General features: G+C 46.1%; 17 protein-coding genes and 1 pseudogene. 9 read left to right on the plus strand and 9 right to left on the minus strand.

Going from position 1 to position 19786, the window contains the following annotated elements; all coding sequences use genetic code 11:
- Positions 1-172 precede the first annotated feature (172 nt).
- From L0M14_RS16725 to L0M14_RS16740, 6 genes are all read left to right on the plus strand, one after another.
- Positions 173-2194 (plus strand): CARDB domain-containing protein, encoded by a 2022-nt coding sequence (locus tag L0M14_RS16725; protein ID WP_235117811.1) that lies wholly within the window; start codon positions 173-175, stop codon positions 2192-2194.
- Positions 2094-3218 carry a right-handed parallel beta-helix repeat-containing protein gene (locus tag L0M14_RS16730; RefSeq protein ID WP_405030787.1) on the plus strand — a complete coding sequence of 375 codons (1125 nt, stop codon included), beginning with the start codon at positions 2094-2096 and terminating at the stop codon, positions 3216-3218. The genes L0M14_RS16725 and L0M14_RS16730 overlap by 101 nt, the downstream gene beginning before the upstream one ends.
- Before the next feature lie 278 nt (positions 3219-3496).
- Positions 3497-3601 (plus strand): hypothetical protein, encoded by a 105-nt coding sequence (locus L0M14_RS31990; RefSeq protein ID WP_350340517.1) that lies wholly within the window; start codon positions 3497-3499, stop codon positions 3599-3601.
- Between the two features lie 304 nt (positions 3602-3905).
- Positions 3906-3992: a Mu transposase domain-containing protein gene (locus L0M14_RS32245; protein WP_405031092.1), complete on the plus strand. Its 87-nt coding sequence runs from the start codon at positions 3906-3908 to the stop codon at positions 3990-3992.
- Between the two features lies 1 nt (position 3993).
- A complete protein-coding gene (locus L0M14_RS16735; protein ID WP_235117813.1) occupies positions 3994-4335 on the plus strand; it encodes a hypothetical protein in 342 nt (113 codons plus the stop codon).
- Positions 4336-4429: 94 nt separating this feature from the next.
- Entirely contained in the window at positions 4430-4639 is a 210-nt protein-coding gene (locus L0M14_RS16740; RefSeq protein WP_235117814.1) for a hypothetical protein, read from the plus strand.
- Between the two features lie 518 nt (positions 4640-5157).
- Here L0M14_RS16740 and lspA read toward each other — a convergent pair.
- The 3 genes and pseudogenes from lspA to L0M14_RS16755 form a co-directional block, all read right to left on the minus strand.
- Positions 5158-5655 carry a signal peptidase II gene (lspA, locus tag L0M14_RS16745; RefSeq protein ID WP_235117815.1) on the minus strand — a complete coding sequence of 166 codons (498 nt, stop codon included), beginning with the start codon at positions 5653-5655 and terminating at the stop codon, positions 5158-5160.
- Between the two features lie 545 nt (positions 5656-6200).
- Positions 6201-6476: pseudogene (locus L0M14_RS16750) on the minus strand (SF0329 family protein); the annotation flags it as partial.
- A gap of 82 nt (positions 6477-6558) precedes the next feature.
- Positions 6559-7773 carry a cohesin domain-containing protein gene (locus L0M14_RS16755; protein ID WP_235117816.1) on the minus strand — a complete coding sequence of 405 codons (1215 nt, stop codon included), beginning with the start codon at positions 7771-7773 and terminating at the stop codon, positions 6559-6561.
- A 43-nt stretch (positions 7774-7816) separates the two neighbouring features.
- On the opposite strand from L0M14_RS16755, the gene L0M14_RS16760 reads away from it, so the two are divergent.
- Positions 7817-8542 carry a hypothetical protein gene (locus L0M14_RS16760; RefSeq protein WP_235117817.1) on the plus strand — a complete coding sequence of 242 codons (726 nt, stop codon included), beginning with the start codon at positions 7817-7819 and terminating at the stop codon, positions 8540-8542.
- Positions 8539-10041: an RICIN domain-containing protein gene (locus L0M14_RS16765; RefSeq protein ID WP_235117818.1), complete on the plus strand. Its 1503-nt coding sequence runs from the start codon at positions 8539-8541 to the stop codon at positions 10039-10041. The genes L0M14_RS16760 and L0M14_RS16765 overlap by 4 nt, the downstream gene beginning before the upstream one ends.
- 154 nt (positions 10042-10195) lie before the next feature.
- On the opposite strand, the gene L0M14_RS16770 is transcribed toward L0M14_RS16765, so the two are convergent.
- The 6 genes from L0M14_RS16770 to L0M14_RS16790 all read right to left on the minus strand — a co-directional run bounded on the left by L0M14_RS16770 (position 10196) and on the right by L0M14_RS16790 (position 18869).
- Positions 10196-12469, minus strand: coding sequence for a fibronectin type III domain-containing protein (locus L0M14_RS16770; protein ID WP_235117819.1), 2274 nt, complete (start codon positions 12467-12469; stop codon positions 10196-10198).
- Between the two features lie 77 nt (positions 12470-12546).
- Complete coding sequence (locus L0M14_RS16775) at positions 12547-14526, minus strand: glycoside hydrolase (RefSeq protein WP_235117820.1); 1980 nt, start codon at positions 14524-14526, stop codon at positions 12547-12549.
- Between the two features lie 253 nt (positions 14527-14779).
- Complete coding sequence (locus L0M14_RS16780; RefSeq protein ID WP_235117821.1) at positions 14780-17002, minus strand: family 43 glycosylhydrolase; 2223 nt, start codon at positions 17000-17002, stop codon at positions 14780-14782.
- A 75-nt stretch (positions 17003-17077) separates the two neighbouring features.
- A complete protein-coding gene (locus tag L0M14_RS31995) occupies positions 17078-17326 on the minus strand; it encodes an AbfB domain-containing protein (RefSeq protein ID WP_350340471.1) in 249 nt (82 codons plus the stop codon).
- Entirely contained in the window at positions 17292-17945 is a 654-nt protein-coding gene (locus tag L0M14_RS16785) for an ABC transporter substrate-binding protein (protein WP_235117822.1), read from the minus strand. The genes L0M14_RS31995 and L0M14_RS16785 overlap by 35 nt, the downstream gene beginning before the upstream one ends.
- A 153-nt stretch (positions 17946-18098) precedes the next feature.
- Positions 18099-18869 carry a DUF3502 domain-containing protein gene (locus tag L0M14_RS16790; RefSeq protein ID WP_311198720.1) on the minus strand — a complete coding sequence of 257 codons (771 nt, stop codon included), beginning with the start codon at positions 18867-18869 and terminating at the stop codon, positions 18099-18101.
- Between L0M14_RS16790 and L0M14_RS16795 the strand changes: the two genes are divergently transcribed.
- Complete coding sequence (locus tag L0M14_RS16795; RefSeq protein WP_235117823.1) at positions 18838-19746, plus strand: carbohydrate ABC transporter permease; 909 nt, start codon at positions 18838-18840, stop codon at positions 19744-19746. The genes L0M14_RS16790 and L0M14_RS16795 overlap by 32 nt on opposite strands.
- Positions 19747-19786: the final 40 nt, after the last annotated feature.

Genomic DNA, 19786 nt, shown 5'->3' on the forward strand with positions numbered 1-19786 from the left:
ACATTCAATCCGTCCAGCGGCAATACGGTAACGATCCCCGTATCTGGGACGGCCAGCGACGTACAACTGAAAATCACGGCCAACTCCAGCGCCTCCGGGCGCTCAAGTCGCGGAATTCGAGGTTCACGGCACCCTGATCCAGAACGGCGACACGCAAGCACCTACGGCTCCGGTGAATCTGGCTTGTACAACACCGGATTCTGGCCAAATTAATCTGACGTGGAGCGCTTCAACTGATAACGTCGGCGTCACCGGCTACGACATCTATGTAGGCGGCAGCCTTCATGCCAGCGTTGCCGGCAATGTACTTACTTACACCGATAACCAGCCGGATACGGCGACCGTCAGCTATTACGTTGTCGCCAAGGACGCTGCTGGCAATGTGTCTGCTGCCAGCAACACGGTAACTCGTATTGGCAGCAGCGGAGGCGGCACCAACCTCGCTGCTGGCAAGACGATCACCGCCTCGACCAGCACGCAATCGTATGTCGCAACCAATGCCAATGACGGCAATCTGGCTACATATTGGGAGAGCGCATCGGGCGCTTATCCGGCGACACTCGCAGTAAGTTTGGGCGCGAATGCTTCCATCTCGTCCGTTAACGTCAAGCTGAACCCGGACCCGGCGTGGGCGACACGTACCCAGACGATCGAAGTGCTCGGCAAAGTGCAAGGTGGCTCCTCTTTCACGACGCTCGTCCCCGCGACTGTCTATCCGTTCGATCCATCTTCTGGTAACACCGTCACAATTCCGGTGTCGGCGACAGCCAGCGACGTACAGTTAAAATTTACGTCGAATTCCGGTGCCCCTGGCGCGCAAGCAGTCGAGGTTGAAGTCATCGGCACGCCGGCTCCGAACCCGGACCTGGAGATCACCGGCCTAACCTGGTCGCCGGCTTCGCCGATCGAGACTGATTCGATTACGCTGAATGCCGTCGTAAAAAACAGCGGCACCGCCTCCTCTGCAGCGACTACCGTTAACTTCTACATGGGGGCGACGAAAGTCGGTTCCGCATCAGCACCCGCGCTGGCAGCAGGAGCATCGGCGACCGTATCGGCAAGCATAGGGGCACAAACGGCAGGCACCTATACACCGTCCGCAAAAGTTGACGAGGAGAATGCCGTCATCGAGCTGGATGAAACGAACAACAGCTTCACGAGCAGCTCCAGCCTGATAGTCAATCCGGTCCCGAGCTCCGATTTGGTTCCCGTCGTGAGCTGGACACCAAACAATCCTTCAGCTGGCAATCTCGTGAACTTCTCCGTTTCGATCAAGAACCAAGGTACGATAACTTCTGCAAGCGGAGCGCATAATATTACGCTTACGTTGAGGAACGCTACGACCGGCGATGTCGTAACTACGTTGACCGGCTCACTTGGCGACGCTATCGCCGCCGGCGCGACGACAAGTCCAATCAGCATGGGCACTTGGACGGCAGCAAACGGCAGCTATACAGTCACAACCTCGATAACGATCGATTCCGCGGAAATTCCGGCTAAGCAAAGCAATAACGTCCAATTGCAATCGTTTTTTGTCGGCCGTGGAGCGAACATGCCGTTTACGGTTATCGAAGCGGAATCTTCTGCCAATGCGACAAACGGCACGAAGCTTTCCCCGAACTTCAATCCGGGTGATTTCGCCGGCGAAGCTTCCGGACGTTCCGCCATATATCTGGATTCGGCAGGCAAATATGTTGAGTTTACGCTTACTTCCCCGGCAAACGCTTTCGTTCTTCGCAGCGCATTAGCGGAAAATACGAACGGCTCCGTAAGCATTTACGCTAACGGAGTAAACAAAGGCAAGTTCAACGTAACGTCCAAATTTTCGTATTTGTATGCGACGCCTAGCACGCTAGGCCGGCTTGGATACGACAATTCTGGTACGAAAGCTTACTGGCTCTATGAAGACTCGCAGTTGATGTTGGATCAAGTGTATCCTGCTGGAACAAAAATCAAAGTCCAAATCGACAGCGGAGATGTATCTTGGATCTATGTAGATTTGCTCGAAACGGAGAACGTTACTGCAGCAGCCTCCAATCCTGATCCGTCCAAATATGTGGAAGTTTCCGCGACGAAGTCAATCGATCAAGCTCTTGCAGAATTCAGACAAGACACGACCAAGAAAGGGAATCTTTATCCCGGCCGGCACGTGGACGCTCCCCGGCAAAATTTCCATATACGGACGCGCAACTGAAATTATCGGTGCTGGACCATGGTTTACGAAGTTGACGGCTCCGCAAGACCAATCCAATACGGACGTAGGATTCAGAATTGATTCTACGGCGAACGGCACCACCATCCGCGACTTGTCTGCCTGGGGGAACTATCAGTACCGCGTTGATGGGCCCGGCAAGTTCCTCGACGGAGACCACATGCAAAACGTTACGATTCAAAACGTGTGGGCAGAGCACTTCATCTGCTTGTACTGGGGAGTTGGAGCTTCCAACAATACGTTCCGCAACAACCGCATCAAGAACACGTTCGCGGACGGAATCAACATGACTAATGGTTCCAATAACAACATCATTGACAATAACTACGCAAGGGCAACAGGTGACGATTCCTTCGCGGAGTTCAGTGCGGTTGATGCCGGCGGTTCCTACAACGTAGGAAACCAATTCACCAACAATACAGCCGTTTGCGTACGGCGAGCAGCTGCTTTTGCCGCATACGGAGGTTCCGGCAACCTCTTCCAGAACCTGTATGCAGCAGATACATTGACATATCCGGGCCTTACGATCAGCAGCTTGAGCTTCGGTTACAATACTTTGGGCTTTGGCGACCAAGATACGGTATTCGACAGCATAACGTTGGACCGAACGGGCGGCGATTTCTGGACCAGTGTCGGAGCCGACGACAAGATCAACGATTACCAGAACTTCGGAGCTATCTGGTTCTTCGGAGGCGACAAGGTATTTAAAAACATCTTGGTGAAAAACGTTGACATCAATAATTCGGTGTATTTTGGCCTAATGTTCCAGTCGAAGTCGCCTGAGAACCTCCCGATGCAGAATGTTCGAATCGAGAACGTCAACATCAACAACCCGACACGCTATGGCATCAAGCTTGTCGTCAGTGCGGAGCAAGGGCAAGGTCCAGTTGTGGGTGGGGCAAGTTTTACGAACGTGAAAATTAACAACCCGGGAGTTAAAGCCATCTACGGCGAAGACAAATGTCCGAACTTCATTGTAACAAGAACATCAGGGAATAACTGGTAATTGCACTTCTACTAATTGTTAACTGCCCTCATGTCTTAAAAAACTGCGGGGCAGTTGACAATATCTAAATAGGCACTAGAATTACTCAAAATCCTTGGCTCAAAAAAAATCTGGATACTGAACGAACCCGCACGGAATGTATTGACCTTCTGGATTGGGAGTGTTCTGAGCTTCTGCCCGCCGTACAAGCCAAACTACTGTGCTTACATCGCTCTGGACTTTATTACAATTACAATCCGGTCCCTCCCTTACCGGAGGAAATAAGCCTCAATCACCGGATTGACGAGCTATACACGCAGCATTCATTCCTTGGGTATCGGAAGATTGCTGTCATCATGAACCGGGAAGGAGACCGCATTAACGAAAATACAGTGAGGAGCTAATTATGGTCAAGTATTAACAGTGGAATTAAACATAGTCTATACGAAAGAAATAGGTCCAGATGATGAGCCTATGCCTTCGATTTTAATAGAGATTCGCTGTTGCCTTTTGTGGTTTGACATGCGGACCTGACAACTAGTGTGGAAGAAGCCACGAACTATTTCGCCGTGGGTGTAGCCTTCATCATCACTCGTTTTTTCTTTGTTTAATTCGTATAGGGCAACGGACAGTAAGGTTTCCGCTGTAAACAATAGCTCAAGATCTCGCAGAAGCTTGCCAAGAAACTCCAAATATTAGCTCTTGTGCTTGGAGGCGACAGAATCACTCGTTTCATATGACGCTAATCGGTACTCGGTTCCCTGGCGCTATGTTGGACAAACCGTGTATCAGTAAGATGAGCAGAACGGGTTGCATCCGTATCTACGCCGGTAGCGGATGCATTGCCGAACATGAGAGATCGGCGGGGCGCCATCAGCTCGTCATGAACCGTAAGCACAATGGAGGGTATCCGTTCAGCTTGCGGCAAACCTACACAAGCCCCATGCCTCGTTTCGCTCTGCAGGAGACCCCGCAGGTCGTGGAACGCAAGCTGTCGATATATGAGCAATTTCTAGAGGAAGCGGTGCTACAATGGTCGTTGTCCAAGAACGTCTTCAAGAAGCTTTTCAGCAGTTCGGATGGAGCCGCATTCCGGAGATTCTCCATACTCATGCCGCTCAATCCTCAAAAGGGATGAGATTAAAGGACTTCAGCTGCTCTCGCTGGAGCCGCTGAACCGGTACTCATGCGTAGCACCATGAATGCCGGACGTTCGCAACTGCATCCAGCCAGTGGCGAGCCTGGATGTTCAGTTCAATGAGGCCCGTGAACGTGCGGATGCGTGGCCAGAAGTTCTTGCGTACATAACCGACGCCGTTTTCCACTTTGCCTTTCGATCGAGCTCGGTAAGGGTCACAGCGCCGGAGCAGAAATCCGTGATGGGCGGCAAAGCCGGCGAAGTGTTCATTCCATACAAGACGGCTCTACTAATTGTTGGATGACAAATAAGTTTTGAAGTGCAAAAAGCCAGCAAACTCAAGGGTTTGCTGGTTTCTTCGTGAAAAATAAATTGACAAATAAAGTTATAAAATGTCCTAGACTGTCGCTGTTTGATTGAACTAACGTTATCCGATAGTTGAATAATGATTATGTTGAATCTGACTTTTCTCTAATCCTTATATTAAATATTTCCCTAATAAATGCACCTATAATTAGTGATAAAACAATTACTACGAAAAGGTTTAACATCCTAACAAATAAAAAGGGTGAGTTAATAACTAATAAGCTATCACCTATAACAATAATTGCGAAAAGAACACAGAATAGAATCAATTTAGCAGGCGTATTCCTCTTTTCTTTCACCATCCGATCCCTCCCCTCAAAATTTCAACAGATACAGATTCATTACAATAGACAAGCAAACGAGTTCATTTGTTATGCAAATCTGCCCGTTAGCGGGGTGAAGGGCTGCCACGCGGCAGCCCTTCACTGTTTAACTATCGTGTCCCTATTCGTTTAATTAATAGGCTTTCTTAACTTTTATCTCTTTTATCCAATCAAAAGAGGCATTGGTAAAAATAAGTACAACACCAAAAAAAATAGCTGAATCTGCTATGTTAAAAATCTGAAGCGGATAAAACAAATGTCCGAAAATTGTAAAATGAAAATTAAATTGAATGAAATCTACCACTTTACCGTAAAAAATTCGATCCGTAAAATTCCCGATCGCTCCACCTAAAATAAAACAGCTTGCAATTGCTAAGATTTTCTTTTTTTCTCTCAGCACTTTGCGGATGTACCACAAAATTCCACCTATAATAATGACCGTAATTGCAATAAAAAACCAATGTTGCCCCTCTAGAATACCATAAGCAGCTCCTCTGTTACGGATTGAAGTGATTTGAAGGACATCTCTAATTATAGGACGGGATTCATCCAAACTAAGTTTATTCCTAATAATCCATTTGGAATATTGATCAATTAATAAGACGAATAATGCGATCGCATAATAAATCATATTATGGGCTCCCTTTCTGAAATAAAGTGGGGTCTCACTTAGTAAAAGAAATATAGGCTTTGGATTCCCAATACCTTTTTAATAATACCATATTCCGGATATAAATCACTGGTTTTTCATTAACATTATACTGCCCGATCGTTCAACAAGCTGCCGATTCGCCGGCAGCTTGTTTTTCATGATGCTATTGTGTCTAGTATAACGACGAACACTGCTGGTCTGCATTAGGTTCTTAAAAATAGTCAATTGGATCTTGTAAAGGAAACGACAGATTGTCGAGGCATCATCTATTTGATACTCACATAACTCTTCTAGAAGGTCATCAAGTTTTCGTAGACTTTGCACACTAAAATCAAAATTTCCTTTATCTGAAAAATTGTTTACGAAACTTTCTGCCGTAGTACTAATGTCTTGCTCTAATCTATTCTGCATATATGCTCCCCGCGAAAATAGTAGACTTACTGTTATCGATATTAATATCCAGTGAAAAAATAATACAAAAAGAGTGAATGACTATATTACTTTTTTCATACAGCACCAGTTACTTATTTTGATAATGTATGAAGTCGCAGTTCAAAAAAATACTGTACAGTTGGATGCTTGAGCTTCATCTTTTCGGCCATGCCTAAAATCCATTTTTCACCAACTCAACTGTCAACCAAAGCTAGAATATTCAATAAGATATCATTACTCTCTAAGCTTTCCTCCATAGAAATGGATAAAAACTTGTTAGCTGTAACGATAAAATTCGATTTACTTAACGATGACTGCGCTGACAAAAGTTCCTTCGCATATTCCGATACCTTCCTATTTCTGTAAATTGAAAGAATAGCATTATCATTCATATTATTGCCGCTACTTTTAGCACGTGTCACATAATCGCCTAAGTCCAGTAAATGAACATCATCCAATAATCAATCTGGCAATCGCGGTTAAATCCTCAATATCAATCTTACCATCATGATTCATATCCCCGCTCTTGAACTCGTTCCAGTCCGGATCCGCAGAAGTTAGACCATAATGAGACGCTACGATGGCAAGATCCCCGATGTGGACTGTGCTATCTCCATTCACATCGCCGGGTACCCCTGTCGTATCCACGAATTCGATGGCGAAGTTCCATGGATCCGGACTACCGATTGACGTCTCGACGCCGTTCCCATTCGCAAAAATAATATCATTTAAAGAGATCATTTCTGTCTGGCTCTCATGGACTTCCTTAGCTTTAAAGTGAACTTTTATCAGATCTAACGAGTCGTTACCCACTTGATCAGGTTGAAGGTCTGCGGTAAGGAATCGAACTTGCCCCGATGCCGCTGACTTATCAATGATGGATAACCCAGGCTTTATGGCTTCCGCGGAGATAAATTCAACCTTCTGCGGATCATAATTCAGCGTCATATCTTGCGCATAGACATTGTTCGTCACCGTGTTCAGACTAAGCGTCACTTCAAAGCTTTGATTGGAAGTCACGCTAGTTGGTCCGGACCACGTCAGTGTCGCCGAAGGAGTGCTGTAAAATTCAATCTCCGCCACGCTGCCATAGCTCCCATTCGGAGACAAATATCGCAAGTAGCGATATGCCGTTGGGTCTGTAACAGGGACGGCATTCCATTGCAGTGCAGGTTCCTCTGTGACCGTATAGAAAGTCACGAAGCCATCTGTAGGTGATGTATTGGAGCCTTGGAATTGTCCGCCCACCATTCGGCCGGTATACCCGGATCGAGGATAAAACCGGATCTGCTTGACAGCTCCCGCGTTTCCATCGCCTAGATCTATACCCGTGTAGCCGCCATTAGCATTCGCATAGTCATAGTAAGTATTGGTATCGCCATCAAATGCTTTATCAAACTCGCTTCCTGCCGACCACGATGGACTCTGACCATAAGGATCACCCGTGATTGAAGCTAATTGTCCACGAATAATGACAGTCACTTCTCCTTTGATCCCGCTCCCATCATTCGTGGCTGCCGTCACTTTTACGGTGCCATTCTTGCCTTTGGCCGTTAATTTCCCATCTGCTGTTATCGAAGCAAGATCGGTCTCAGCTCCTGCTGAGTCAGTCACACTCCATACGAAGGAAGAGCTTGCGTTTGCCGGGCTTACGACAGCCTGCATTTGAAGTGTGCCCTTATTTTCGGTTATGGAAGTCGAGCCTCCTATGCCACTGACTGAGATCGAAGTTTATGTCTATGTGCCTTTCAATGAACCTGACTGGATTTGGTATGGGGGCATGGGTGATTATTCCTCAAGCAGCAATGATGCGATTCGGCAGCAATTTTTCAATGACTGGGCGACAGTCTATTCGCACATTCGCTCTATCGATTCCGTCTCAAAAATTGCAGGACCTAATTTCAGCGCGTACAATTCACAACTCATGGCCGATTTCATGGGTTTTGCCAAAGCACACAACGTGGTTCCCGATGTTATCACATGGCATGAGCTCGATAATAACTTCTTTACTGATTACTACAACCACTATAACCATTTACGAAGTGTTGAGTCGCAGCTGGGTCTTTCGCAGCATCCCATCGTCATTAATGAATACGCAAGAATTTCCGGAGACCTCGGTGTTCCGGGCAATTTGGTCCAATGGATTACCCGCTTTGAAAATACAAAAGTTGACGGATATCTTGCCTATTGGACAACTGCAGGTGCACTCAATGATCTCGTGACAGAAAACAATAAAGCGACAGGTGGATGGTGGCTTTACAAGTGGTATGGTGAAATGACCGGAAATACTGTGACTGTCACACCTCCGACTCAAAATGGTTCTCTACAAGGTGTTGCCACCCTAGATAGCAGCAAAAAGCAAGCACGCGTCATTTTTGGCGGATCGTTAAACAATACGGACGTCTTTAATACGGATGTGGTCGTAAAAGCTTGAGCTCCGCTTCTTATTTCGGCAGCAAGGTCCATGCTACTGTGTGGGGCGTTGATAACACTGGTTTGAATCCATCCAGTGGACCTTATTTCGTCCAAGAAGGCGATTATAATGTGACTAACGGGCAAATTACGGTTCCCATTTCAAACATGAAAGCGCTGTCTGCCTATCACATGATCATTACGCCGGCTACAAGTTTATCATCAACCAATACAACAACTCGTTATGAAGCAGAATATGCCGATTTGAGCGGAAGCGCACATATAACCTATGGATCGAATACAGGTTACTCGGGGACTTATTTTGTAGAGGGATATGGAGGTACAAATAATGCAGAAACTAACTTTGTTGTTACGGCTCCCAACAATGGCTATTATAATGTGACTCTGCGTTATTCGGCTGGTCCGATAGGAAGCGCTCCCAGCAATCGAAGTACGCGGGTGATGGTAAACGGCGCACAATTGGTAGATGCGGCACTTACCGGTACCTCTGATTGGAATACGTGGAATAGTAAAACGATGACCATGTTCCTTACTGCCGGAATCAATCGCATCAACTTCAATGCTTACACATCCGATGACAGTGATGCCATTAATATCGACTGTATCGATGTGACTCCTTCAAGTGCAGGGCAGGTAAACAGCTATGAAGCGGAAGCGACAGGCAATACCTTAGGCGGCACAGCAGTAGTTACTAGCGATACTGCTGCTTCCGGGGGCAAGTATGTCGGCTTTATCGGAGCCGGCGCGAGCAATACATTGCAGTTCAATAACGTTACCGTCCCTACGTCCGGCCAATACCGTATGGTTGTCACCTACGCAAACGGCGAGCTCGGATCAGGTGCATCCAACTATAACAGTAATATCGTGGATCGTTACGCCGATATTAGTGTCAACAATGGCAGTCCGCGTAAAGTATATTTCCGCAATACGCTAGGCTGGTCCAACTATCGTACTACTGTAGTGAACGTGAGTTTGAATGCAGGCAGCAATACGATCAAATTCTCTAACAGTTCTTCCGGTTATGCTCCCAATATCGACACCATCCAAATTGCGGCCCCTGTGACTTCCCAGTTTGATCCTAATGCCAATTATAAGCTGATCAACAAGAACAGCGGCAAATTGCTTGATGTGTATCAAGCTTCGGGTGCGGACGGTGCCAATGTTATTCAATCCACAGATAATGGAGGCTTAAACCAGAAATGGGGACTCGTCACCACAAGCGACGGATCCTATAAATTCGTGAATCGTAACAGCAGCAAGTTACTTGATGTATATGGACTTTCTACCGCCGACGGCGGAAATGCAGACCAATGGGCCGATAATGGCGGAGCCAATCAGCACTGGCAAATCGTTGATATAGGCGGGGGTTATTATAAACTCATCAATGTCAATAGTGTTAAACTTCTGGATGTTTACGGGGCTTCAACTGCTGATGGAGCTAATGTCAATCAATGGGCGGATAACGACGGAGCGAATCAGGCCTGGATGATTACACCTTAGCAATTAAAAATAAACAACAAGAGACCATGACTTCACTATGTCATGGTCTCTCTTTGTTTACTTAAATCCAATTGGAGTTGTATTTGCCTGGACCTTTACGGAATTCTTGAACGGATAATCCGATTACTTTCTTAAAGGTACAGCCCTTCTTTCCTTATTCGCCAATAATTAATCTGGCTATCGCAGTTAGATCTTCAATATCAATTCTGCCATCATGATTGATATCCCCGTTCTTGAACTCATTCCAGTCAGGGTCCGCGGAAGTTAGACCATAATGAGATGCTACCATAGCAAGATCCCCAATGCGGACTGTGCGATCTCCATTCACATCGCCCGGTAACCCGGTCATATCGACGAATACGATGTCGAAGTTCCATGGACTGGGACTACCGATTGAAGTTTCAGCGCCATTTCCATCTGCAAATACAACATCGCTTAGAGATAAGCTGCTGGTTTGGGTTTCGTCCGCTTCCTTTGCCTTCAGTTTCAGCTTGATCAGATCTAAGGAGGCATCCGAGAATGAATCCGGCTGGAGGTCTGCCGTCAAGAAACGAACTTTGCCCGGTGTTTCCAATTGACCAACGATGGTCAATCCGGGTTTCATTGCTTCCGCAGAAACAAATTCAACCTTCTCTGGATCGAATTGTAACGTCATATCCTGTGCATAGACATTGTTCGTCACCGTGTTTAATCTCAGCGTCGCTTCAAAGTCTTGGCCAGATTGCACACTGGTCACCCCAGACCAGGTAAGCGTTGGTGCAGGATCGGGATTATTTTCAATTTTGATCCAGCTAAGCATTGGTTTGGAAGAGCCTCTTTTCACAATCTTCAGAGTAAGCTCCCCACCGGTAACCGCAATATCGCCGTATGATTTGACTTCTATTTTGTCGCCAATGACATAATTAGATTCTTTGGTCGCCCCATTAATAACCAGGTCCATGCTTCGGTTATTGTCCTGCCAAGGATCATAGAATCCGACGCTTACCTTGTATGTTCCGTTCGGCAGTGTAAACACATAGGCTAAACCTTTGCCTGTTTCATTGGCATCATATTGCCTGATTGTTCCAAATGCATCGGTATCATCCGTCTTCGCCCAAGTCGAATCATCGTCAGCTACATAGCCCCACTTCATCCCTGTCACAGGATCGTCTCCGTAGGCTTGATCTTCTAAACCATTATAGATCCCCAGATTTTCTCCCTCTTCAGGAACAGTGACACTGCCGTCTCCCGCATCTACATAATAGAGAAGCTGCGACTGGCTATTGGCACGAGGGACTGCGTTCACCTCATCGGACTCAGTCTCATCCGATCCGTTAGAAGCCACCACTTTAAAATAGTAGCGCAGATCATTTTCGAGACCTTGAATGGTGACTGCCCCAGCCGAACTCTCCATTTCTTCCGTATAAACTCCACTCTGAGTTCCATACTTCACTTTGTAAGAAGTGGCGCCATCGACTTCAGAGAATTTCAACGTAATCTGGCGCTCACCAGCTATAGCCGAATAGATTTGCGGAGCTTCCAAAGCCGCATCAGGATGACTTGCTTGGATATACGCAAACTGCGCATCAGCCCAACTATGCAGCCCCAGCATACCACTCGTGTATGTGTGATCCATGACATCAAACTTCAAGTCACCATCCAAATAAGCTTGAATATGACTACCGTTTAGTACAACCTGTAATTCGTAAATGCCATTAGTCTCCGCGGTAAAAGGAATCGTTCCAGCTAAATTCTCGCCATTTTTGCGCAGATACAAGGCGTCATTCTCAAAACCAAATGAGTACGCATGATTATAATCGGTTCCGCGAAATACGATTCCCCAGTCGGATGCTGTCGTGGCATGCTTAGCTATAGCCGTAATGGTTCCGTTAATAATTGAAGCATGTTTCACCGATAATTCGCCTCGGTTATCACCACCGGAGCTATGCTTCAATAAGCCACCTTCCTCTACCCATGTGCTGACATCCTGGTTATAATCGGAGAGATCTGCCGCTTCAAATGAATCTTCCCAAATGACATGATCATCCGAAGGAACGGTTTGAACCGGCAAAGTGGGTTCTCCCCCACCGCCTGCGCCTTGAGAAGAAACTTGGAATTGATAGGTACTGCCATTTGTCAGATTCTCAACCGTTGTGTGGTTCGTCGTCAAAGAAACGGAAACTTCGGTTCCATCGGGAATTTGTTGATAAGTCAGCTTGTATGCCTGTATGCCAGGCACCTCAGGAAACTCCACGTGCGCGCTCCCATTCCCTGGTATAACAATCAATTTTGAGGGAGCTTCAACGATTGGTGTTACGTTGACTTCCTCCGATAACGAGCTTACATCCGCTCCATCTTGAGCGGTCACGGCAGCGTAGTAGACCGTTCCATTAGATAAGCCATTTACAATAGCTGAGTATTCATCGCTACTTCCAATCCGTTCAGCCATTACGAAATGGCTGTAGTTGCCACTTTCCGTTCCCCAGTGTACTTGATATGCTGGAACGTTCGTGTCTCCCGCGAAGGTTATTTGAATCCCCCGTCCAAAGCTTTCGCCTTAATGCTCGCCGGTGGCTTCAATTCCGGAGTAACAGACTGTGCTGGAGAGGCTTCACTCTCCCCAAAATCATTCATAGCTGATACACGTACATAATATGTGCTGTTGTTCGTGAGTCCTTGCAACGTATAATCGGTTGCCGTTACGATCACGCTTTGATCCAAATTATTAGGATTGGTGCCATAAGTAATCTTATAGCGATCTGCACCGGACGCTTTAGCAAATTTCACTTCTGCTGCTTTATTCAGAGATGTCAACGAGGTCAGCTCAGTTGGTGCAGGAGCTTGATCCGTTGGATAGTAATCGCCACTCAGCGTAACGATCGATCGGGCAGGAATGATATACGTGAAGACACCTTGGTCATCCGGAGTGATTAAGGGCTGTTCGGCTAAGCTTTCCGTTGATGAAGTTACATAAGGTGTTAGCCCGAATATCTGATAACCACTAGGTACATGAGTAACCTGTATCGATACAGATTGAGGTTCGTTCGAATAATTCACATAGACATTGGTCAGTTTGTTGTCTGCCTCGTTAACGTATGCCGAGCCCATAAGACCCGTCGGATCGTTATCTGCTAGACCTTGAAGATCAACACGTTTGGCACCTGGACGAATAAATTTACTATAATTCCCCAATCCCCACAGCATCTTTGACTCATAAATCGTCTGCTTATCGCCGGGGAATTTGTAGTCAGTATAAATGAGACCGTCCTTGTAATCCTCTTTGGATACAGCAGTCCACCATTGCCATGCAGAAGCATTCGCCTTGACTAAGTCATAATGAATGGTCCTCGCCATATACAAAGCAGGATCAATCCCTAGGTCTCGTCCGCTTCCGTGAACATCGCCGCCATCCCCCAAGATGCAGTATTCTGTCATCCAATAACGAGCGGCAGGGTTTACTTCCATGAGATTTTGCCATAACAAATCGTGCAAATATCCCAATCGGTCTCCCTGCTCCGCACTTGCAAAATCAGACCAGTAAGAATGCGAACCGATCATATTGTCTATTTTTGCTGCGAAGGCCGGGTCACTCAGCATATCCTTGATGTATTCCCGATATTTGCCTACGCCCATGGAATTCGCTCCGCCTGAGTACTGTGTGGGATTATCTTGGGAGCTAGTAAGCGTAGCCGTGAACTTCTGATAGAATTCGTCATTCAGCAGCGAAGTGATTTCAACGCCTTCCGGGGCACTGATTTTTGTCGTAAGTCCATGATCGCTAAGTGCAGCATAGAGTGCATTTACTACACTTTTGATATCGCTGTTATTATAACGATTCCCTTCCTGACCCGCTCCATCCCATGTCCAAACAGGCTCATTAATAGGGCTTATGTAGTCAAAATGAAGGCCCTGCTCATCAAAGTGTTTCGTTACATCGGCTAGATAAGCTGCGAAGTCATCTACATAATCTGGCTTAAGATTGGTAGATCCAACGCTAGAGTCCGGCTGTGCATGGCCGTTCTTCGTCATCCATACAGGAGGACTGTTAACAAAACCAATCAACGTGCCGACGCCTCGAGCCTTGGCTGCCCGAAGAAACCATTGCTGACCAGCTTGCTTCGTCCAATCGTAAGGCGAAGTTTCCGTCTGCTTGAAAGCTTCTGCTCTTCTCCATGGGTTGGATATGATCAACTGATCCGTTTCGGATGAACCTGCACCAATATTAAAGCGCCATGCGGATAAGCCAATTCCTTTATCGGTTGAGAATAATAGATCCGCTACTTTCTCCTTATTCTCTTCAGACCAGTTCTCGCCAATGGGATCCATAGACCAGGCATCCGATGCTCCAAAATTATCGATTGTTTGATACGTATGGCTCATATCAATGGTAATAGGAGTTGTTTCTGAAGCGTATGCAGGAATTGAAAACACCCCGGCCGCCTGACTGCCGGAAAGTGTAATGAATAAAGAAAGCATGGCAGTACTTGACTTTTTAAACAGCCCCATGTAGATCATTACCTCCTCATTAAGAAGCTACTTACTGCTAACCCCTTGTCCCCCCTCCTTCACCTCCCCATTTTTAAGCGCTTACAATTCATATCTTCGTCATTATATCGATTTTTCCAATTCATTACATTGAACAAAACTTTAAAATATATAACAAAAGTAAGAAGCTTCGCACCAATGATTCAAAAAGCTCTGCTTCGCAGAATGAACGAAGCAGAGCACATGATCATCATAATTTCGCTTATCCTAAAGCCTATGGTATTAATTCCAGAACCCACACCTGTGCCTTGTTGCCGTTGTCGCTCCACTGACGAATATCGGCTCCATTATTAGGATCGGCATTGGCAAGATCCAGTGCTTTTCCGCTGTTCTTTGAGATGAGCTTGTAGCTGCCAAGACCTACGTAAACCAAACGCCATTTCTGCGCATCATTCCCCAGGTCAGACCACTGCCATACATTCGCACCGTCTGCTGTTGATGCATTTTGAACATCTAACACTTTACCGCTTCCTACATTCGTTATTTTGTAGTACCCACTTCCAGCACTATCAAATCTGAATTTTTGAGCATTATTGTTTAAATCGGACCATTGTCGTACATCCGCCCCATCATTTGTTGATGCATTGGCAACATCCGCTACTTTACCGCTGCTCTGATTGATTAGCTTCATGACAGAACCGGATGCAACTGTTGGAACAAGTGTAATGGAGTCCAGCTCTGCATAACTCGTTCCTTTCGCAAAACGTATGGTATTCACGCCTTGATTCAGGACAACATCAATAGAAGTCATTCGGTAGGTAAGCCAGCTTTCATTGTAATTGGGATAATCCATGATATAGCCAGCGCTTCCATTGATCGTAACGTTTTGCGTGGCGGCAGTTCCCGAACCATTCGTATATCTGGCAGCAAGTGTGTAAGTTTTGGCTGAAGGCACATTCACAGTAAACTCAACATAGCTGTCTGAATAATCGACGTATCCCACTTTTCTATTGCCGGAAGCACCAGACTCATTCAATACCGTAGCATGGTTAACGGTTGCGTCCTCCGCTTCATAACTAGGTACATCCACTTGGACATAGTCTACTTCTGCATAACTGCTGTAATAAGCCAGCTTCAAAGTATTCGTTCCCGCTTTTAAATCCACATTGACTTTAACGGTTCCAAATGTCCCCCAAGAGCCAAGGTTTGGATAACTAACGGTAATAGGGGCACCCCCGTTGATTGACAACGCATGGGTAGAGGTCTTGCCGCTGCCGTTACCATAACGGATAGTTAGCGTATAGGTTCCTGCTGCTGGGACTTTCACTTGATTAAATTGAATATAGCTCGAGGAGTTATTCAAATAACCGACATCTTTGCCATTGGAGGCTTGAGAATAGCTCATGACGGTAGCCAAGCCTGCAATTGAGTCCGCATACTCAGCCTCAAAGCGGTTCTCGCCCGATGGAGGGGGCATCACCGTGCCTTCTGAAACGGGAATGCTCAGATTGGGGGACCCGTCACTATTCCAGGAGAATGTCTGCGCTCGTACGCTCCGACTAGCATCACAGCCTCCGCTACTGCTGTCAATGGCATGATAAACGATAACATCTTGAGTATCATCCGGCGACCTCGTAAAACTGTGATGACCCGGACCGAACACATTCCCTTGCGGATTGGAACTAAATATCGGTTGAGAAGATTTTGTCCAGGAAGCGCGATCTAACAAGTTGGCGGTATCCGGCGCAGACAAAATTCCCATTTTATAATTCGCATCACAATAATCGGAGGAGTACGTTAAAAAAACCTTGCCATTTCGTTTAATAAATTCGGGGCCTTCATTCACCGCACTGCTTACCCGTTCCCAGGAAAGGGTTGGTTCTGTCAACAACACTCTTGAGCTGCTAACTGTCCATGCATTGCTCATGGAAGCCATATAAATAGAATTACCGTTAGTCCCTACTCCGGACCAAGCGAAGTATTTTTGCCCGTTATTTTCAAAATAAGTGCCATCTATATGGAATTCATTGAGATCCGGCATCAGTCTTCCTTTGTCCACCCACGAACCGGTTGTCGGATCTGCGGAAGCATTCTCAAGCACGTAAATGCGTTGTCCTCCTGCCAGATCGCTACTCGGTGAGGCCGAGTAATAGACATACCATTTTCCGTCAATAAAATGAATTTCAGGCGCCCAAATCCAGCCGTTTCGTTCACCGGTTGCAGGCTTGGTCCATATCACTTGGGGAGCGGCTTCTTTAATTCCAGTAATCGTTCTCGATTTACGAAGCTCTAGCCGATCATACTCTGGAACTGATGCCATGAAATAATAATAGCCGTCAGTATGTTTATAAATAAATGGGTCCGCTCTACGCTCAATCAGTTTATTATGAAATTCGATGGAATCCGCAAAAGCGTGAAAGGGTACCATCAGGGTTAACAGGAACGTGGCAAGAAGGACCATATACATTTTCTTCAAATTTATTTGACCTACTAGCATTTCAAGATAACTCCTTTCAAAAGGGGAGCCTATGTAGCCCCCCAATTATCAAATCATGCTTTTCGATTTCACCAATTAATGCTCGATAAAGGTTGCATCCTGTTTATCCGTTGTAGTTGCAATCGGATCAATTCGTAGTTTGTAATTAAAGTGCCGGATGTAATAGGTTGGGAAGTTATAGGAATGATAAGAGACCTTGGATGAGTCTGCTAGCCCTTGCACTCTATAAAAAGTCGCGTCCTGTTTAAACTGGTCCGTGCCATCATCTTTATTTAGAACAAGCTGGTAATTATAATGTTTCGTTTGCCAATAGATCAGGTGCAATATCAGTAAACAGTGTCCATTGATCTTTGAATCCCGCAGCGATAGGGGTTACACCTACCTTCCGTAACTGCTGACAAACTTGAATAAACTCCGCCCACGTAGCCGGGACCTTAGTTATGCCTGCTTTAGCAAACACATCCTTGTTATAAATAACCCCGACTCCATTCACATCAATAGGCATGGCCCAGATCTTCCCGTCGGACGTTTTCACTCCATTAAGATATTTCTCTTGGATCTTATGAATAAAGGGCTGATCGCTTACATCCGCTGCATATCCTTTGTCGATAATATCGAGAGAAGAGGAAATCGTATCAATCATATATAAGTCCGGCATATTGTCAGCGACAACTCGCGTACGCAGCAGGTTCATGTAGTTGCCTCCATCGACACCTACCAAATGAAAATTGACTTCAGGATGAAGTTTGGTGTACATGGCCGTTCCCTGTTCCAACCACCTACGGGCACCTTCTTCGTCAAAATGATGCAGCCAAGTTATCGTGACTTCTTTGGTATCCGCATGTGACTTCACTTCATTTTGATTGTTTATGGGGCTAGACTGACAGCCGATCACCAGACCTAAAGTCAACATTGAAGCGAACAAACGTGCAGGTATCTTCATGAAAGGCAGTCCTTTCCGTTTCTTTCGTTTGCATGATCCCTTATAGCTACTATTGATTATAGCAGACACCCCCTCATAGCTTCGAGCCATGAAGCCAAAAAAGAAAGGGAATTAATCGATGTTAATCCCCTTCCTTTATGGGAGCTTGCTAGTTTATTTACTGGATTCAACCATTTTCTTAAAGTTGTCGAGCTGCTTCTGCAGCTCCGCCATCACTTTATCATGACCTGCGGCCTTTAGCTTATCACGGAATTCATTCACCGCTTTTACAGGATCGCCTGCTTTGCCGTATGCAATGGCCGGTGCCATTTGACCAACAACTTGTGTAATGGCAGTCAACTCATTTTCTACTGGCGCTTTATCAAATACGAATCTTCCGTAAGGATACGGCTTTTTGATTTTATCATAGGAGGCATACAGATCCGCCTTGCCGCTCCAATCGTTCCCATCCGGAATTTCGTTCTTATCGATACGTCCTCCCCAGAAATCAGAGTAAAAATCATCACGCTGAACATCATAGCCATCCGGACGATAACGTTTGCCGTCTTTCACCACATATTGAACGCCTTCCAAACCATAGTTGAAAAGGTGATAGATTTCCGGATCCTGGCGAAGTAAATCATACACCATCAATGCACGTTCCGCATGTTTACTATGCGCTCCGATGGATGTTCCCCCGTGAGTAATCGACATGGAGATCAAGTTATTGCGTGTAGCCGCAAATGGAAAGAACTGCAGATCGGAGCCCGGCTGAAGTTTATCCATCTTTTGACGTTCGCCCAGGAAGGTCTGGGTATGATGCTGATCGACACCCGACTTGCCGGCTTCGAGCTCGGAGCGGTTATCGCCTTTAAGTATCTCCGGAGAACACACTCTTTTAAGGGGGAACAGGATGGAAACTGCTATAGGTAAGCATCGGGGCAAGGATTTCTCTTCCTCCCTGGTTCGAACAGTTGGTTATATCACGATAGGATTGTTTGCTCTTGGTTGCGTACTGCCTTTTTTACTTGTATTGGGAACGTCTTTTACAGCCGAGAAGTCCATTACACTGCATGGATATAATCTATGGCCGAAAGACTTCAGCGTATTCGCGTATAAAATCGTATTCGAGAATCCTCAGATGATCGTCGGTTCTTATGCGGTTACTTTAGGCATTACCATTGTCGGGACAGCTATTGGATTATTTATCGTGGCGATGACTGGCTACTCGCTGCAGCGTCCTGATTTTCCATATCGCAATCGGATCTCGTTTTTTATTTACTTCACAACGTTGTTTCAAGGCGGGGTCGTTCCCTTCTACTTGATTATGACTCAGTGGCTGCATCTCAAGGATAATTATTTGGCTGTATTGCTGCCGGGACTCATGAGTCCGTTTCTGATCATTATGATGAAAAGCTTTGTCAAATCAATACCGCACGCGATTACAGAGTCAGCTAAAATCGATGGGGCAGGGGATTTCAACATCTTTGCCAAGTTGATTCTGCCCATGACAACGCCGGCACTAGCCACAATCGGTTTGTTCATTGCCTTAGGCTATTGGAATGAATGGTACAATTCGATGCTGTTCCTGTCTCCGGACATGAAATACCGTCCGCTGCAGCTATTTTTGTACAACGTGGTGACCAGCGCCGATTTTATCAAAAATTCTTCGGTATCATCCAACATCCAACCGCGGGATATGCCGCTCGAATCGATGAAAATGGCTACAGCGGTCGTGGCGACCGGACCGGTCATCTTGTTCTATCCTTTGGTTCAACGCTTCTTTATCCAAGGGATAACCGTAGGAGCGGTGAAAGGTTAGCTAGTATGAATGTCAGGCGATACAGGTGCGGTGCCTTAGT

The organism is Paenibacillus hexagrammi (assembly GCF_021513275.1).
Taxonomy (GTDB): domain Bacteria; phylum Bacillota; class Bacilli; order Paenibacillales; family NBRC-103111; genus Paenibacillus_E; species Paenibacillus_E hexagrammi.

Excerpts from the sequence above, each read along its gene's own strand:
- L0M14_RS16735 (WP_235117813.1), top strand. The coding sequence starts at position 3,994 with ATGAGCAGAACGGGTTGCATCCGTATCTACGCCGGTAGCGGATGCATT.
- lspA (WP_235117815.1), bottom strand. The coding sequence starts at position 5,655 with ATGATTTATTATGCGATCGCATTATTCGTCTTATTAATTGATCAATAT.
- L0M14_RS16755 (WP_235117816.1), bottom strand. The coding sequence starts at position 7,773 with ATGCAGGCTGTCGTAAGCCCGGCAAACGCAAGCTCTTCCTTCGTATGG.
- L0M14_RS16760 (WP_235117817.1), top strand. The coding sequence starts at position 7,817 with ATGCCACTGACTGAGATCGAAGTTTATGTCTATGTGCCTTTCAATGAA.
- L0M14_RS16770 (WP_235117819.1), bottom strand. The coding sequence starts at position 12,469 with ATGGCTGAACGGATTGGAAGTAGCGATGAATACTCAGCTATTGTAAAT.
- L0M14_RS16775 (WP_235117820.1), bottom strand. The coding sequence starts at position 14,526 with ATGGGGCTGTTTAAAAAGTCAAGTACTGCCATGCTTTCTTTATTCATT.
- L0M14_RS16780 (WP_235117821.1), bottom strand. The coding sequence starts at position 17,002 with ATGCTAGTAGGTCAAATAAATTTGAAGAAAATGTATATGGTCCTTCTT.
- L0M14_RS16785 (WP_235117822.1), bottom strand. The coding sequence starts at position 17,945 with ATGAAGATACCTGCACGTTTGTTCGCTTCAATGTTGACTTTAGGTCTG.
- L0M14_RS16795 (WP_235117823.1), top strand. The coding sequence starts at position 18,838 with ATGGAAACTGCTATAGGTAAGCATCGGGGCAAGGATTTCTCTTCCTCC.